This is a genomic window from Agrobacterium sp. 5Ca50 (assembly GCF_055381905.1).
In genome coordinates this window covers 233,821-251,072 of the sequence record NZ_AP026438.1, presented here as the reverse complement: position 1 = coordinate 251,072, position 17,252 = coordinate 233,821, and the positions used below count along the sequence as shown (strand labels likewise).

9 protein-coding genes are annotated in these 17,252 nt (G+C 55.5%); 6 read left to right on the top strand and 3 right to left on the bottom strand.

Annotated elements, in window-relative coordinates:
* The first annotated feature begins 7 nt into the window (after nt 1-7).
* A complete protein-coding gene (locus tag ACZ5FM_RS01210; RefSeq protein ID WP_464039483.1) occupies nt 8-1,303 on the top strand; it encodes an MFS transporter in 1,296 nt (431 codons plus the stop codon).
* Here the strand turns inward: ACZ5FM_RS01210 and ACZ5FM_RS01205 are convergent.
* A complete protein-coding gene (locus tag ACZ5FM_RS01205) occupies nt 1,295-1,744 on the bottom strand; it encodes a GNAT family N-acetyltransferase (protein WP_464039482.1) in 450 nt (149 codons plus the stop codon). The genes ACZ5FM_RS01210 and ACZ5FM_RS01205 overlap by 9 nt on opposite strands.
* Before the next feature lie 165 nt (nt 1,745-1,909).
* Here ACZ5FM_RS01205 and ACZ5FM_RS01200 point away from each other — a divergent pair, with 165 nt between their 5' ends.
* The 3 genes from ACZ5FM_RS01200 (at nt 1,910) to glf (ending at nt 12,204) form a co-directional block, all read left to right on the top strand.
* Nucleotides 1,910-3,952, top strand: a complete 2,043-nt coding sequence (locus ACZ5FM_RS01200) for an O-linked N-acetylglucosamine transferase, SPINDLY family protein (RefSeq protein ID WP_250983528.1) — start codon at nt 1,910-1,912, stop codon at nt 3,950-3,952.
* Nucleotides 3,953-4,280: 328 nt separating this feature from the next.
* Nucleotides 4,281-10,826, top strand: a complete 6,546-nt coding sequence (locus tag ACZ5FM_RS01195; protein ID WP_464039481.1) for a beta strand repeat-containing protein — start codon at nt 4,281-4,283, stop codon at nt 10,824-10,826.
* A gap of 196 nt (nt 10,827-11,022) precedes the next feature.
* On the top strand, nt 11,023-12,204 hold the full coding sequence (glf, locus tag ACZ5FM_RS01190) for a UDP-galactopyranose mutase (protein ID WP_464039480.1): 1,182 nt from the start codon (nt 11,023-11,025) through the stop codon (nt 12,202-12,204).
* Nucleotides 12,205-12,326: 122 nt separating this feature from the next.
* On the opposite strand, the gene ACZ5FM_RS01185 is transcribed toward glf, so the two are convergent.
* Nucleotides 12,327-14,255 (bottom strand): O-linked N-acetylglucosamine transferase, SPINDLY family protein, encoded by a 1,929-nt coding sequence (locus ACZ5FM_RS01185; protein ID WP_464039479.1) that lies wholly within the window; start codon nt 14,253-14,255, stop codon nt 12,327-12,329.
* 318 nt (nt 14,256-14,573) lie between these two features.
* Between ACZ5FM_RS01185 and ACZ5FM_RS01180 the strand changes: the two genes are divergently transcribed.
* Together ACZ5FM_RS01180 and ACZ5FM_RS01175 are read left to right on the top strand one after the other, a co-directional pair.
* Nucleotides 14,574-15,485 carry a flagellin N-terminal helical domain-containing protein gene (locus ACZ5FM_RS01180; RefSeq protein WP_192486938.1) on the top strand — a complete coding sequence of 304 codons (912 nt, stop codon included), beginning with the start codon at nt 14,574-14,576 and terminating at the stop codon, nt 15,483-15,485.
* A gap of 263 nt (nt 15,486-15,748) precedes the next feature.
* Nucleotides 15,749-16,669 (top strand): flagellin N-terminal helical domain-containing protein, encoded by a 921-nt coding sequence (locus ACZ5FM_RS01175; RefSeq protein ID WP_250983524.1) that lies wholly within the window; start codon nt 15,749-15,751, stop codon nt 16,667-16,669.
* 93 nt (nt 16,670-16,762) lie between these two features.
* Here ACZ5FM_RS01175 and ACZ5FM_RS01170 read toward each other — a convergent pair whose 3' ends face one another.
* Nucleotides 16,763-17,215 carry a hypothetical protein gene (locus tag ACZ5FM_RS01170; protein ID WP_250983523.1) on the bottom strand — a complete coding sequence of 151 codons (453 nt, stop codon included), beginning with the start codon at nt 17,213-17,215 and terminating at the stop codon, nt 16,763-16,765.
* Between the last annotated feature and the right edge of the window lie 37 nt (nt 17,216-17,252).

Below are 17,252 nucleotides of genomic sequence, written 5' to 3'. Positions count from 1 at the left end.
GCATGTCATGTCTCAAGCTTCTGCACTCCAACTGGATGTTGGAACCGACCTATCTCCAAGAAATCCACCGGTTGAAATTCAGGAAAGTCCACCCGCATGCATCCGACGCGGGACGCGAGACTATCGCAACGCCGGATACGCGCTGTTTTTTCTTGGCTTTGCGAGTTTTTCGCTGATCTACTGTGTGCAGCCATTGTTGCCAGAATTTGCGCGATCATTCGGTGTCAGTCCGGCTGAAAGCTCGCTGGCCCTGTCTTTGACCACCGGGCTGCTCGCAGTTTCAATCGTGCTGGCTGGTGCCTTTTCGCAGGCGCTCGGACGACGCGGCCTGATGTTCGTTTCCATGTCGCTGGCCGCATTGCTTAACATCGTGGCCGGACTGGTTCCCAGCTGGCACTGGCTACTTGTGGCGCGCGCGTTGGAAGGTGTGGTGTTGGGTGGCGTACCTGCCGTTGCCATGGCATGGTTGGCAGAAGAAATTGATCCTGCCCATCTTGGCAAGGCGATGGGCCTTTACATTGGCGGTACCGCCTTTGGGGCAATGATGGGCCGTGTCGGAATGGGTCTGGTGACCGATTATGCCTCCTGGCACATCGCCATGATTGTTCTCGGGGCTTTGTGTCTTGCCGCTGCGATTGCCTTTCTGAAGTTGTTACCGCCATCACGAAACTTCGTGCGGCAGCCAGGCTTTAATCCACGCTTTCATATCGAGGCCTGGGGCATGCACTTGCGTAATGGACGGTTGCTTAGGGTCTACGCACTTGGCTTCACGCTCACCAGTATCTTCAGCGCCTTGTTCAACTACACGACCTTTCGTCTTTCCGGCACGCCCTATGCACTCAGCCAGTCGCAGGTCAGCCTGATCTTTCTTGCCTTCGCGCTCGGGATAGTCTCATCCTCGGTGGCCGGTGGCCTTGCGGATAAGTTCGGCCGCAAACCATTGTTGCTTGCCGGTTTCGCGATCATGCTGGTCGGAGTGTTGCTGACCGTTTCAACGTCGCTCGTCATCATATCAGCAGGCATTGCGCTTGTCGCAACCGGCTATTTTATCGGCCATTCGGTGGCGAGCGGTGCGGTTGGTCCGGTCGCAGGTCGCCATAAGGGACATGCGGCATCACTTTACCTGCTGTTTTATTATCTCGGCGCCAGTGTTACCGGTTCGGTCGCCGGCTGGTTCTGGCAGCATGGCGGCTGGTCTGCCGTTGCTGCATTGACCGGTGGCTTTGCCTTGCTCGGCACGGTGCTCGCTCTGACCCTGCCTCGCGCGAACGTAAAACCCAGGCCGAACCAGTTTTCACAATAAAAGCACCATATCATGACGGTCGAGACCGGGGCCGTAATCGTCCTTCTCGACCTTTTCAACGGAAAAACCAAACCGCGAATAAAAAGCGTGAGTGTGCTGGCTGGTATCGAGGCGAACGCGCTGGACAGATGGCTGTTTGCGGATGGCCTGCAAACGTGCGTCCGTCAGCAACCGGCCAAGTCCTTGGCCATGCATTGATTGATCGACCATGCCCCAGCAGAGGCCAGCGGTTTGGCCTTCATCTTCCATTACATGGCCACCGCAGGCGATGATCACGCCGTCGTTTTCGATTACCAGAAAAGCAGTCCTCAATGAAGGATCCTGCAGGAAAGTTGCAAAAGTCCTCCGCTCGGAAGGGTCGAAAAACTTCGGCACATTGCCGTCGAACAGACGCAGGCACGCCTGCCGGTCCAATGCTGTATAAGGCCGGATATTGGTCATGCGTTTTTTTAACGTTGGCCTGAGCTCGTGTAAACGGCATGCCCTTCCCTGCCGCGTCTTCCGGCAGCCTGTCCAGTCCAACGCAAGCTAGACAAATTAGGGAACGCTGACGACCTGTTACCAAATTCAAGCACTTTCAGTCTGCTTGCCTGTTGTGGAGTACTCATGTCCAACGATCCAGCTCTTGCATCCGATGGCGCAGCAGCTCTCACAGGCGCTTTGCACAAGGCACGCCACGGGCAGCTTTCACTGCTCGAACTGTTCCAGATTACCGAAGCGTTGAATGCCGCCGGTCATCACGGGGCTGCCGGTGATTTCTACAAGACATGGGTTGCCTTTAACGACACAAACCCGCTGCTTCATCTTGCCTACTTCAACTATTCGGTCACACAGAGCCAGATGGGCGATATTGCCGGTGCCGTGCAGTCATTGCGCGCCAGCGTCAATTTCAATCCGCAATTCGGCGCAGCCCACATCAATCTGGGCCGTGCACTGGAAGATTCCGGTCTTGCCCGTCAGGCGATTGAACAGTGGCGAACCTTTACCGAAGCCACCAACGACATCACCCCTGAAAGGATCAATCATCGCCTGATGTGCCTGCAACATATTGGCCGCGTGATGGAAGGGGCTGGCCTGCTGGAAGATGCAGAAACCACCCTGTGGCAGGCAATGGAATTGAAGCCTGAAAGGACCGAGGCCGGTCAACATTGGTCGTCGCTGCGTCAGCGCCAGTGCAAATGGCCGATCCTGACGCCATCGGAACATGTACCTGTCGACCGGCTGATTGATTCCATGTCTCCGCTGACACTGGGTTGTTATTCCGATGACCCACTATTCCAGCTGGCCAAGGCCTACCGGTATCACAAGTCGCTTGTCGGACGCCCCGATACCAGTGGTTTTGTTCGCAAACAGGTAAAGCAGAAAACCGGTACCGGGCAGCGTTTGCGCATCGGTTACGTATCGTCGGATTTGCGGGAACATGCCGTCGGTTTTGCGCTGTGTGAAGTGCTGGAACTTCACAACAAGGACAGTGTCGAAATCTTCGCCTACTATTCCGGCGACGACCGTCCGCTTGATGCCACCCAAAACCGTATCAAGGCAGCAACCGACAACTGGCGCGACATCACAGCCATTGCCGATGTTGACGCAGCGCGGATCATCTACAATGACGATATCGATATTCTCATCGATGTGAACGGCTACACCAAAAACGCCAGAACGAAGATTTTTGCATATCGTCCGGCACCGGTCATTGTCAATTTCTGCGGTTATCCCGGCACGATGGGCAGCCCGTTCCACAACTACATCATCGGTGATGAACACACCGTGCCTCCATCGAGTGAAATCTATTACACCGAGAAGGTTCTGCGCATTGCCTGCAATCAGCCAGTAGACCGCAAGCGCGTTATCGCACAGCGTCCGGACCGCGCGTCCACCGGCCTGCCGCAGGATGCCTTTGTCTACGCGTCATTCAACGGCATGCAGAAAATCACCGAAAACTGCTTCGGCAGATGGATGGCCATTCTCAAAGCCACACCGGGAAGCGTATTGTGGTTGCTGGCCGGAGACGAGCCCGTCAATCAGCGCCTGCGCCAATTGGCAGAGCAGCAGGGTGTGGACCCGCAGCGTCTGATCTATGCACCGAAAGCTGCCAATCCTGATCATCTTGCCCGGATAGGTCTTGCCGACCTTTTTCTGGATACGTTCCCTTACGGCGCACATTCCACCGCCGCCGACGCCATCACCATGGGCCTCCCGGTCTTGACCATGCCGGGTAAAACCTTTGCCTCGCGTTTCTGCACAAGCATTATCAGCGCAGCGGGCATTCCAGAACTGGCATGCGCATCTCCCGACGACTACGTGGCGCGCGCCATTGCCTTTGCGCAGGATCCCCAAAGCCTGGCAGCAGTCCAAACATCACTGCAGGAACAGCGCGAAACAAGCACACTGCGCGACATGCCTGCACTGGCCGCACGGCTTGAGGAATTGTACTGGCAGATGCAGGTTGCAGGCGAGCGCGGTGAGACACCGGTTCCGGACCTAACAAATCTCGATCTCTATTATGAGATTGGCAGCGAAATCGTGGCTCAGCATGTGGAATTCGAGGACGACGAAAGCCTCAGGAATCGCTACCTCGAAAAACTGGCAACACGCGACAACTACAGCCCGGTTGCCCATGATTGCCGTTTGTGGCTACAGACGAAATAACGACGGATGTCCTCCTTTTCAAACACCTTCTGCGGTTGTCGCAATGCGGCAACCGGCCAGTGTCCCATGCCGCCGTCTATCAGCCCCTGTGAATAATAAAACCGTGGGTTTTATCAATCGCCTCAGATCAGCCTCAGGCAAGCATGTTTCAGCATAAATCGCGGCAGTGTGCAGGTATCAAATCGCATGCATTTTCAGGCTGAACAGGCGGCAGATGATATTGCCAGCCCGAAACTCACGAAAATGGCAGTTACTATTCTGACGTTTTCCTTTCGAAGGCCTGCAAAGCAGCACGTCAAGCGGTGAGATACATCAAAAGGCTTCGTTTATGATTTCGAATATTTCTTCACTGACCGTCAGCCAGATCAAGTTGCTCTCGACTGCCGATATTGCGGCGCTAAAAACAGACGATATTGCCGCCCTGTCGACGACACAGATCAAGGCTCTTTCCTCCACGCAGATCGCTGCGCTGGAGACCGAGGACCTGGCAGCCTTTTCGACAACCCAGGTCAAGGCGATTTCTCCCTCTGCCATTGTTGGATTGACGCTGGACCAGTTGGCTATCCTGTCGTCAGACAAGATCGAAAGTCTCGTTACTGCACAGGTCGCGGCACTTAACACCCAACAGATCGTCGGGCTAGATTCGATCCAGATCAGCGCCCTGACCTCCACACAGATTGCCGCCTTGACGGCGCTCCAGGTTGCCAGCCTGTCGAGTGAAGATATTGCCACATTTACACCGGCGGAAATTGCCGCTCTCAGCACATCGGCGCTTGCCAGCCTTTCAACCGCCAATATTGCCGCTTTGAGCTCCGAGCAGGTTGCTGCCCTCAAGACCAACCAAATTGCGGCGCTCAAGACCACGCAGATCGCCGCCTTAAGTTCAGTCCAGCTTTCAGCCCTTTCGACCACACAGGTCGCCGCATTCAGTTCTGCACAAATCAAGGTTCTCTCCACCGACAATGTGAAGGCTCTTTCCGCCGAGCAGGTTGCGGCGCTAAACGTCAAGACCATTGCAGGCCTGACGACCGACCAGATTGCTGCGTTTTCGACAACGCAGGCAGAGGCGCTGACCTCGGCGCAGGTCGCAGGGCTCAGCTCCGCGCAGATCGCCGCGCTGTCCAAGGAAGATCTGGCCACCTTCTCGACGGCCGATATTGCGGCAATCAGCACCGCTGCCATTCTCGGTCTTTCCACAGCAAATATTGCGGCCCTGACAACCGCCCAGCTGGCGGCACTGAAAAAGACACAAGTGACGGCGCTGAGCGCCGCACAGATTGGCGCACTGACCTCAAGCCAGATGTCAGCCCTATCCTCGACACAGATTGCCGCTCTGACCTCCACGCAGGTCCGCGCGCTGTCGACGGAAAGTGTGGCGGCTCTTTCGACCGACCAGCTGGCCGCGCTCAGCAACAAGGCAACACCGGGCTTTACGACTGACCAGTTGCATGCGCTATCGACAGCCCAGACGGCTGCCATGACAACGCTGCAGGTCGCGGCACTGACAACCGCGCAGGTTGCAGCTCTAAGCTCCGCACAGCTTCATGCATTGACCTCTGCCCAGGTGGCCGCGCTGACCGCCGCACAGGTCAAGGCAATTACCACCGAGACCCTCTCAGCTTTGTCGACCGATCAGGTCGCTGCACTCGCAACAAAGGCAATTCCTGGCCTGACGTCTTTGCAGATCAAGGCACTGTCGACTGCCCAGGTTGAAGCCTTGAATTCGGCGCAGATTGCCGCACTGACCAGCACGCAGACAGTTGCGCTGACGGGCGAATATCTGTCGAAATTCACAACGGCTGAAATTGCAGCTCTCAGTACATCTGCCATCTCGGGTCTTTCGACCGAAGCCTTGGCGTCGTTGAGCACGGCTCATACCGAAGCCTTGAAGACTACACAGATTGCTGCCCTGAAAACATTGCAGATCGCAGCCCTGACATCACATCAGATCGATGCGCTGTCGACCGCGCAGATTGCAGCATTGAGTTCCGCACAGGTGCGCGCACTGACAACGGAAAGCATAGCAGCACTGGATGCCGATCAGATCCTTGCTCTGTCTGCCAAGGCTATTGTCGGCCTGTCGACCGCTCAAATCCAGACACTGTCGACGGCTCAGGCTGCGGCGTTGAACTCGACGCAGATTGCCGCCCTGACGGCTGCGCAGGCTGGCGCCCTGACCGGCGAATATCTGGCCACCTTTACAACAGCCGAAATTGCGGCCCTCAGCACAGCCGCAATTGCTGGCCTGTCGACCTCTGCGGTTGCCAGCTTGCGGCAGGAACATCTGAGCGCACTCAAGGCAACGCAGATTGCAGCGCTGACCTCCGGACAGATCACCGCGCTGACATCAGATCAGGTCGAAGCATTTTCGACGACGCAAATTGCCGCGTTGACATCGACACAGAGTAAAGCCTTGTCGACGGAAAGTGTGGCGGCACTGACTGCCGAACAGGTTGCCGCGTTGAATGTAAAAGCCATTGCAGGACTGACATCGACACAGATTGCAGCGTTGTCGGCCATTCAGGCGGAAGCGCTGACGTCGTCGCAGGTGGCAAGCCTGACCTCCGCGCAGGTTGCCGTCCTGCCGGGCGAATATCTCGCGACTTTTACCCCGGCCGAAATCGCCGCGCTCACCACCTCAGCCGTGTCAGGTATTTCCACCGACAGTCTTACCGCACTCAGCTCGGAACAGATCGCCGCCCTCAAGACCAGTCAGGTTGCAGCCCTCAATACAAAACAGATGGCCGCGCTGACCACGGGCCAGCTCGCAGCCCTATCGTCTTCACAGGTCGCGGCCTTCTCCTCGACACAGGTCAAGGCGCTCTCGACAGAGGCCGTCACCACGCTGTCGACGGACCAGATTGCAGCCTTGAGCACCAAGGCGCTTCCGGGCTTGAGCTCCGCGCAAATGACCGCGCTGTCCTCCACGCAGCTTTTTGCGCTGGGCACCGCACAGATCAACGCGCTCGGCTCCGCACAATTGGCCGCATTGGCAACCGAAAAAATCACGGTTCTGTCGACAGACCAGATTGCCGCACTCAACACCAAAGCCATCTCCGGTTTGAGCTCGCAGCAGGTTGCGTCACTGTCCACAGCCCAGGCTGAGGCCCTGACATCGGCGCTTGTTGGCGCCATGACATCGACACAGATTGCCGCACTTTCCAGTGAAGATCTGGCGACCTTCTCGACGGCTGACATTGCCGCCATCAGCGCATCCGGCCTTGCCGGACTGTCGTCGGCCAATATGGCTGCACTCAGCTCTGAGCAGATCGCAGCACTCAAGACCACACAGATTGCCGCACTTAATTCTGCACAGATTACCGCACTGTCTTCGGAGCAGATTGCTGCTCTCGCCACCACCCAGATCAACGCATTAAGCTCGACCCAGATCGCAAACTGGTCGAACAGCATGATTGCGGCCCTGTCGACAGATCAGGTTGCGGCGCTTAACACCAAGACGGTCGCTGGCCTGTCAACCGCACAGATTGATACGCTGTCGACCGTCCAGGTCGAAGCGTTGACGGCACTTCAGGTGGCAGCTCTTAGCTCGACACAGATTTCGATACTGACGCCTGAGGATCTCGCAACATTCTCGACGGCAGATATTGCTGCTATTAGCTCGTCGGCATTGGCTGGCCTGTCGACTGCCAATATCGCAGCGCTGAGTGCCGATCAGGTCGCAGTTTTGACCACCGCGCAGATTGCAGCACTGAAAACCAACCAGATTACCGCTCTGACCACCGGGCAGTTCAATTCACTGTCGACCAGCCAGATATCGGCGCTGACCTCAGCGCAGGTTGCTGTTTTGCCAAATGACCGGATTGTCGCCCTGACAACCCAGCAAATCGAGGCACTGAACACCAAGGCGATTGCCGGCCTGACAACGGCGCATATTGCCGCCCTGTCGACCAATCAGGCAGAAGCACTGACATCTGCGCAGGTCGCAGCCTTGAGCTCGACACAGCTGGCAGTGTTGTCGAAAGAAAAGCTGGCAACATTCTCGACCGAGGACATTGCAGCCATCAACACCGGTGCCATTGCAGGCATTCCGACATCCAACATCGCATCGTTGAGCGACGAACATGTCTCGGCGTTGACCAGCGCACAGATCGCCGCACTGGGTTCGACACAAATTTCTGCCTTGTCGACCGGCCAGCTTTCGGCCCTGACCACGGCACAAATCAACGCGTTGAACTCCACGCAGATCAAGGCACTGTCGACGGATAGCATTGCGGCGCTGAGCCCGGACCAGATTGCAGCGTTGAACGCCAAGGCAATTCCGGGCCTCACGACCGGTCAGATTACCGCCCTGTCGAGCGAACAGGCTGAGGCTCTGGTGTCTTCACAGATCGCAGCGCTGGGTTCCGCGCAGCTCGCAGCGCTTAGCACGGAAAAGCTGGCAACCTTCTCCACAGAAGATATTGCCGCCATCAATGCCAGCGCCATTGCCGGTCTTTCGACCTCCCATATCGCGAAGCTGAGTGGAGACCAGTTGTCGGCTCTGACAAGTGCACAGGTTGGTGCGCTCAGCTCTGCACAGATCACCGCATTGTCTGCAAGTCAGGTCTCTGCCCTGTCGACCGCACAAGTCAACGCGCTCGGATCGGCGCAAGTGAAGGTTCTGACCAACGAGAGCATCAGCGCTCTGTCGGCTGACCAGATAGCCGCTTTGAACACCAAGGCGATACCAGGCCTGACAACGGCACAGATTGCTGCCCTTTCGATCGTTCAGGCCGAAGCGCTAAGCTCTGCGCAGGTGGCAGCCCTTGCCTCGACACAACTGGGTGCATTGTCGAAGGAGAAGCTGGCGGTATTTTCGACTGATGACATTGCCGCCATCAACGCCTCTGCAATTCCAGGACTTTCCACGGCAAATCTTGCGTCATTGTCCAACGACCAGATTGCGGCGCTGATCACCGCACAGGTCGCGGCGATGACCTCGACACAGGTCGGCGCTCTGACCACCGGCCAGCTGGCAACCCTGTCTTCGGCGCAGATCGGTGCACTTACCTCGACCCAGATCAAGGCGCTTTCAACCGAAGGCATCTCCGTGTTGACGACGGGGCAGATTGGCGCCTTGAATGCGGCGGCCATTCCGGGTCTGACCACAACCCAGATTGCATCTTTGTCTACCGCACAGGCCGAGGCGCTGACCTCAACCGTTGTGGCGGTCTTGAGTTCGGCACAAATCAACTCACTGTCTACGGATGATATCGCCACGTTCTCGACTGCCGATATTGCCTCGATCAGCACAACAGCCCTTCCCGGCCTGTCGACCGCCAATGTCGCGGTTCTCTCAAGCGAACAGATTGCGGCACTGACATCTGCGCAGATCTCAGCCATGAGCTCAGCACAGATTGCCGCGTTGACCAGCAGCCAGATCGGCACATTGTCCTCCGCGCAGCTTGGCGCCTTAAGTTCAACGCAGATCAAGGCACTGTCGACGGCGAATATCGCGACACTGTCGACCGATCAGATTGTGGCTCTGGGCACCGGCGCCATTCCGGGCTTGACCACAGCGCAGATTGCGGCGCTGACCACCGCGCAGGCAGAAGCACTGACCCCGACGCAGGTCGCGGCCATGGGCTCAACGCAGCTTGGCGCCCTATCAAGCGAGGCACTGGCAACCTTCTCGACAGGAGATATTGCAGCGATCAGTGCGGCCGCACTGCCGGGAATTTCAACCGCCAATACGGCGACACTGAAACACGACCAAATCGCGGCGCTGACAACCGCACAGATTGCGGCGCTCAGCTCTGCGCAGGTCTCCATTCTCAGCAGTGAGCAAATCGACGCCCTGTCCTCAGCGCAGATCAACGCGCTGACCTCGACGCAGGTCAAGGCGCTGACAAGCGAACATCTGGCAGCCTTCTCGACGGCGGATATTGCAGCGATCAATCCGAATGCCATCGCCGGACTGACATCTTCCAATATTTCCGCCTTGTCATCCGATCAGGTCTCTGCCCTGTCCTCGTCGCAGATCGCTTCGCTGACCGCCTCGCAGATGGGCGCCATTTCGAAAGAAAAACTGGCAACCTTTTCGACAGCCGATATGGCAGCGATCAGTGCAAGCGCAATTGCCGGTCTTTCGACAGCAACGATTGCCTCGCTCTCCAATGAGCAGGTTGCCTCGCTAAGCACCAGTGCCATTTCCGGCCTGACACCAGCGCAGATTGTTGCACTGTCCACCGCCCAGATCGATGTGCTGTCGTCGGCGCAGATTTCTGCACTGACAGCATCGCAAGTTGCCGCTCTGTCCAGCGAAGATCTAGCAGTGCTTTCAACAGGTGACATTGCAGCGATCAGTGCGTCGGCGATCTCCGGCCTGTCGTCAGCGACAATAGCAACGCTGTCGAACGAACATGTCGCGGCTTTGACCACGACGCAGATGGCGGCATTGAGCTACCTGCAACTGACATCGGTTACCTCTGCCCAGATTAGCGCATTGAAGACCGGCCAGATTGCGGCGTTGAATGCCATTCAGGTCGCGGCTCTGGGTACGGCGAACATTGCCCAGTTCTCGACCGAGCAGATCATGGCCATCAGCCCCAAGGCGATTATCGGCCTGACGACGGCACAGATCGGCACATTGAACACCACACAGGTTGAGGCATTGACGCCGGAACAGGTGGCTGGATTGAGCGCTGCGCAGATTGCCGCGCTGAAGACTGCGGATATTGCCACCTTCTCGACTGCCGATATTGCCGCCATCAGCACGGCTGCGCTGGCTGGCCTGTCGACCGGCGATATTTCCAGCCTGTCGACCGACCAGCTCAAAGCGATCACCACATCGCAGATCGATGCGCTGGATGCCGGACAGATTGCAGCTGTTGTGTCCGCCTATCACGCCATTCAGTACGGCTTCAAAGCCTGACAAAAGCTCTGGAACTTAGAACTTTAAGCCCCGCCCACCCGACTAAAGGTGGGTGGGGCTTTTTCATTCGAGATATGGGCTGCGGCTCGCAAGCCTGAGAAAAGCTCGGCATGCCACGTGTAGAGCAGCTAAACGCGATTTTTTCGGCTACCTTCAACGCCGCCGAATGACCTTTTGATACGGACAAGCAGAAACCATGCATGATTTTCAGAATGTCGATCTCATTATTGTCGGTGCCGGATTTTACGGCGCAACAATTGCCGAGAGGGTGAGCAACGAGCTTGGCAAAAATGTTCTGATTATCGACCGTCGAAGCCACATAGGCGGCAATGCTTATAGCGAGTTCGATCAGGAAACCGGTATCGAAGTGCATAGATACGGGGCGCATCTTTTCCATACGCCGAATGCAACCGTGTGGAACTACCTCAACCGTTTCACCTCTTTCACCGATTACCGCCACCGGGTCTATTCCAGCTATCAGGATCAGGTCTATGCGATGCCGATCAACCTCGGCACGATCTGCCAGTTTTTCGGCAAGCGCATGTCGCCGGCGGAAGCACGGGCGCTGGTCAGTTCGCAAGCTGCCGAACTGGGCGACCGCGTTCCTGAAAATCTGGAAGAAAAAGCGATCTCACTGATTGGCCGTCCGCTTTATGACGCCTTCATCAAGGGTTATACAGCCAAGCAATGGCAGACCAACCCGAGGGATCTTCCGGCCAGCATCATCACTCGCCTGCCGGTCCGCTACAACTTCGACAACCGTTATTTCAACGACCCCTACGAAGGTTTGCCGACAGACGGTTACACCGCGATTTTCGAACGAATGCTTGATAATCCGCGCATCCAGCTTTTGCTGAACACCGACTTTTTTGAAGTGAAGAGTTCGCTGCCGGCTGGCGTCCCCATCATCTATACCGGACCGATCGACCGCTACTTCGATTACAGCGAAGGTGAACTGGGTTGGCGGACAATCGACTTCGAACAGGAAACGCTTGCCACCGGTGATTTTCAGGGCACCGCCGTCATGAACTATGCAGACGAAGCCGTGCCCTATACCCGTATCCTGGAGTTTCGCCACTTCAATCCGGAGCGGCAATACCAGAATGAAAAAACCGTGATCGTGCGGGAATATTCTCGTTTTGCGCAGCGTCAGGACGAGCCTTATTACCCAATCGACACCCGAGGCGATAAGGAACTGTTCCTGCGCTACAAACAGCGTGCAGCAGCTGAAAAGAACATCCATTTCGGTGGACGTCTTGGCACCTATCGTTACCTCGACATGCATCAGGCAATCGGTGCCGCTCTCAAGGCTTATGATACCGTCGTCGTTCCGCATTTCGCATCCGGTAATCCCTTTGAGGCGACGCCGGACGCATGATACTTAAAACCAGGGGCCTGTGATTTTCACAGGCCCTTTTTTATGGCGATTTTTTCTGATCTCTGGACATAAAAAAACTGCCGGGAAAACCCGGCAGTTTTTGTTTTCTGTCTCTGATCCTGTCAGATCTTCGCTGGCGGCGCGAAGTTGCCTTCGCGTGCCGGGAATGCCGGTACGTCAAAGTGCTCAGGTGCACGACCTGCCTTGGCTTCTTCGACCATCATTTCGTAAGCGCGTTCCAGATGCTGGCAGAAACGCTCGGCATCGAACAACGGTGCTACAAAACGGTTGTCCGTGAGGCGCTGTTTGTACTCAGCAGCCTTCTCGCGGTTTTCGTAGAGAGCAATTGCCTTTTCCAGATATTCGGCATCGTCCTGCGCAACCAGTTCCGGAAGGCCAATTGCATGCAGCAGGCTTTCACTGACGCGCGAGGCAAAGTTGGTGCCGACACGTGTCAGAACCGGCAGGCCCGCCCACAACTGTTCCGATGTTGTGGTGTGACCGTTAACCGGGAATGTATCTAGACCGACATCCGCGAGGTTCAGACGGTCAAGGTGCTCTTCGTAGCTTACCTTTGGAGAGAACAGCACGCGCTTGGCACTGATGCCACGGCTGTCCATTTCCTTGAGGATGTTGGTGCGTGCACGTTCATTGTCCACCATGATCCAGAGCAGGCTGTTTTTGCAGCGCTCTAGGATCGTACCCCAGATTTCGATATATTCTGCGGTGATCTTGCGGTTAGCGTTGAACGACGCGAAAATGAAGGCATCTTCCGGCAGACCGAAGTCCTTGCGCGTTGCGCCACGCGGCGCAGGGCGATGAACTGGATCGTTCGGCTGATAGGTTTCGGGCAGACGGCAGAATTTTTCGTAGAAGTAAGGCTTGGAATATTCCGGAAGCACAAACCTGTCACCGATGATGTAGTCGATATCCAGATTGATCGATGTACCAGGAAAGCCGAGCCAGGACACATGAACCGGGGCAGTCTCGTGATTCATGATCTGGGTACGGTTACCCTTGGTGTGGCCCTTGAGGTCAACGAGGATATCAATGTTGTGGGCGCGAATGGTGTTTGCGGCTTCTTCATCCGTCATATCAACGATACGAACCACATTGCCCCACAGGCTGCGATCGAATTTGTTGAAGCTGAGGTGTTCTTCCGGTGTGTAGCAGAACAGGGTGATTTCAAAACGGTCACGGTCGTGACGCTCGAGAACATTGCCCAACAGCTTCATTGTCGCGTGTGCATCCCACAGGTCGTAGGACAGGTAACCAACGCGGATCTTTTCATTCGACCAGTCGTGTGGCCGCGCACGACGGCGCTCTGGTGTACCCGGCTCGTAAGCGCGGGTTGCCATGGCGGCAATCTGGTTCAGCTTTTCATCGCCACACCACATAAGGCTATAGAACGGGCTGCCCGCACGGATGATATCGAGGTTACCACCGGCAACTTCGGCGTCCAGAATTGGCTGATGCTTGCGCATGGATTCGAATTCGCAGAATTCGCGCGAGTGAATGAGATGCAGCAGGCGCACACCCTGATTGTCCGGGAAGAGTTTCAGCGTGCGGCGGATGGTTTTGAAGTTATCTTCATCGTGAGGCGCGTCGGCCAGCAGATGCAGCGCAACGGCAAGATGATTTGGTTTTGCGCTTTCGATCAGAGGCTTTCTCAAAGCGCCCAGAATGTCCTTTTGGCCGCGCTTGATAAAGATGGACGCCATGACAAACGCCACGTCGGCATCCTTGTGAGCCTTGTGAAGGAATTTCTTGGCGATAACGAGCGCTTCATCCTCGTTGCCGCATTCGTAATGCAGCATCATGGCATTGTGCAGATGCCTTTCGGCGTCGGTACCGCCAGCATTGCCAGCAAGCGCGAAAGCAGAGGCAGCCTCTTCCTTCATATCAAGCTTCAGGAATGTCCGTCCCAGCAGCGCGTAAGTTCTGGTGTCCTGTCTTGTGTCCAGCAATCCGTTCAGAACATGCAAGGCACCGATGTAGTTGCCTTTCTGGTACTCTTGGTTTGCAGTGAGAAAACTTGAATTGATATTCACGTTCAGGACTCCGATGAAGCGATGCTTCGTAAATAGACGGGCGATTCCTTCCAGTTTCAACCATGAAGCTTGCCTGTGGCGGGTGTGATTAACTGTTTACCCTTTGATAACCATAAAGATTGAGTGACCGGCATTTAGCTCAAATTTTAATAACTCAGCAAGTTTTGACTGCCAAATTACTTCCACACACAGCAGGTTTGGTTCTTCTGAGTAAATAGAAAGACCGAGTAGCATGATGTATAACTGCTGTGAACCGGTGAATATTTAAGTCCGGTATGTCCCCCAACTAGTATTTCGTATCAAAGGGACAATTCTACTATGGCAAGCATTCTGACTAACGTTTCCGCAATGTCCGCTCTGCAGACTCTGCGCTCTATCAACAGCAACCTCGAGAACACGCAGAACAACATTTCTACGGGTCAGCGCGTCTCACAGGCTTCCGACAACGCCGCTTACTGGTCGATCGCAACAACCATGCGTTCTGACAACGGTGCTCTTTCTGCCGTTGAGGATGCTATCGGTCTTGGCGCCGCCAAGGTTGATACCGCTTACTCCGGTATGGAATCCGCTATCGAAGTCGTTAAGGAAATCAAGAAGAAGATCGTTACGGCCCAGGAAGGTTCCGTTGACGGCAAGAAGGTTCAGGAAGAAATCGATCAGCTGCAGGATCAGCTGAAGTCGATTGCAGAATCTGCTTCCTTCTCCGGAAAGAACCTGATCGCTGGCGCACGCACTGAATCGGTTGTTTCCGGCTTCGTTCGTGACAGCAGCGGCAACGTAACTGTCAAGAAGACCGACTACGTGATGAAGGACAGCGGCACCGACGCCAACGTTCTGTTCGGCACCAACACTGCCGGCGCTCTGGTCACGACAGCAGGTATTCTCGGCGCAACCAGCGGTTCGCTCGGCATCTCGGTTATCGAACTGGACGTTACCAACACCTCGACTGGCTACCTTGATCAGGCTCTGAGCGCTGTTGAAACTGCTCTGACTGCAATGACAAGCGCCGGTGCTGAACTCGGTTCGATCTCCATGCGTATCGATCTCCAGGAAGACTTCATCTCCAAGCTGAGCGACTCGCTCGAAAGCGGTATCGGCCGTCTGGTTGACGCTGACATGAACGAAGAGTCCACTCGCCTGAAGGCTCTGCAGACACAGCAGCAGCTGGCTATCCAGTCGCTGTCGATTGCAAACTCGGACTCGCAGAACATTCTGTCGCTGTTCCGTTAATAGAAAAAAAGAGCGGCGTACGAAGGCTGATCGTACTGCAACTCTTGAAAGAAGGCCGCTCCGAAAGGGGCGGCTTTTTTTCGTTTTAAACAAATTTTCGCGCAGTTAGGTTTTCTTTAACCATATTGGTGTTTTCTAGCGTCAACGAAACGACAAGTTAACCATAATTATTAATATGTTAGCAAGCATGACGCTGTCTGTCGTTCACCGGTGATACCGGAATGTCCCTTCCTTAAATCAGCCAATTCAAGGGGCAACTTCCAATGACCAGCATTTTGACAAACATCGCAGCCATGTCTGCGCTACAGACCCTTCGCAACATCAATTCCAACATGGAAACAACCCAGGGCCGCGTTTCGTCCGGCCTGCGCGTTGGTGAAGCATCCGACAACGCTGCTTACTGGTCGATCGCGACCACCATGCGTTCTGACAACATGGCTCTGGACGCCGTTTCCGACGCACTCGGTCTGGGCGCCGCCAAGGTTGACACCGCTTACACCGCGATGGAATCCGCCATCGACGTTGTTAAGGAAATTAAGAAGAAGCTCGTTACCGCGCAGGAAAACTCTGTCGACACCAAGAAGGTGCAGGAAGAGATTGACCAGCTGCAGGACCAGCTGAAGTCGATTGCAGAAGCTGCTTCCTTCAGCGGCGAAAACTGGGTTATCGGCTCCGGCACGCAGTCTGTTGTTTCCGGCTTCGTCCGTGACAGCAACAACAACGTTACCGTCAAGCACACCGAATACGTTCTGGACTCCAGCACATCTGGCACTGCAAACGTTCTGTTCGGCACCAACACAGTTGGTGGCATTGTCACTTCGACCGGTATTCTTGGTAACATTGGCACAGTGGGTGCAGGCACTGCATCTGTCTTCACGCTGGACGTTACCAACACATCTACCGACTATCTGTCCGACGCACTCACAATGGTTGAAACCGCTCTGAAGCAGATGACAAGCGCTGCTGCTGACCTCGGTTCGATCTCCATGCGTATCGACCTGCAGGAAGAATTCGTTGCCAAGCTCAACGAGTCCATCGAAAGCGGTATCGGTCGTTTGGTTGACGCTGACATGAACGAAGAATCCACTCGCCTGAAGGCTCTGCAGACACAGCAGCAGCTCGGCATCCAGTCGCTGTCGATTGCAAACAGCAACTCGGAAAACATTCTTCAGCTCTTCCGTTAATAAACGGAGCAATGCTCACAAAAAGAAAGCCGCGCCAAAAGCGCGGCTTTTTTCATGGCTTATCCAGCGCGGTAACCTCTTGAAAACATGATATCATTCAAACTCGGCGGAGTTTACCGTCACAACCCAGTTGAGACTTGCTGGTGATGCGCTTTCGCTGCCGCGCATACGGAATGCACGGCATGCACTGTAACTTTCACCGGCCGCTATTCTGACATTGCTGCTCTGATAACCATCATAGGCGACTGAGGCACGGAATGCCGGCTCGAAGCCTTCAAGTGTATAACCTAGTTTCAGGATGGCGGAAGAATTGTCGTTCTTGAACGTGATCCGCAGAGGTAATTTCGGATCGGTACAGGTGGGATCGATTGCCGCCGTCGCGACAATCCTCGTCAGGCGCTCGCTGGCTTTCACAGTTTCCCAATAAATCATTGCCGCACTTGCCACCCAGACGATTACCAAGGCGGTCAGGACAAGTTTCATTCTCTGCGGGAATACGAAGGCAAAACCTGCCAACACAATGCTTGCTATGATTCCGACGATCATCTGGTTCTCCTCATCCGTGTGTTAGTGCCACGAACAA

Excerpts from the sequence above, each read along its gene's own strand:
- ACZ5FM_RS01210 (WP_464039483.1), top strand. The coding sequence starts at position 8 with ATGTCTCAAGCTTCTGCACTCCAACTGGATGTTGGAACCGACCTATCT.
- ACZ5FM_RS01205 (WP_464039482.1), bottom strand. The coding sequence starts at position 1,744 with ATGACCAATATCCGGCCTTATACAGCATTGGACCGGCAGGCGTGCCTG.
- ACZ5FM_RS01200 (WP_250983528.1), top strand. The coding sequence starts at position 1,910 with ATGTCCAACGATCCAGCTCTTGCATCCGATGGCGCAGCAGCTCTCACA.
- ACZ5FM_RS01195 (WP_464039481.1), top strand. The coding sequence starts at position 4,281 with ATGATTTCGAATATTTCTTCACTGACCGTCAGCCAGATCAAGTTGCTC.
- glf (WP_464039480.1), top strand. The coding sequence starts at position 11,023 with ATGCATGATTTTCAGAATGTCGATCTCATTATTGTCGGTGCCGGATTT.
- ACZ5FM_RS01180 (WP_192486938.1), top strand. The coding sequence starts at position 14,574 with ATGGCAAGCATTCTGACTAACGTTTCCGCAATGTCCGCTCTGCAGACT.
- ACZ5FM_RS01175 (WP_250983524.1), top strand. The coding sequence starts at position 15,749 with ATGACCAGCATTTTGACAAACATCGCAGCCATGTCTGCGCTACAGACC.
- ACZ5FM_RS01170 (WP_250983523.1), bottom strand. The coding sequence starts at position 17,215 with ATGATCGTCGGAATCATAGCAAGCATTGTGTTGGCAGGTTTTGCCTTC.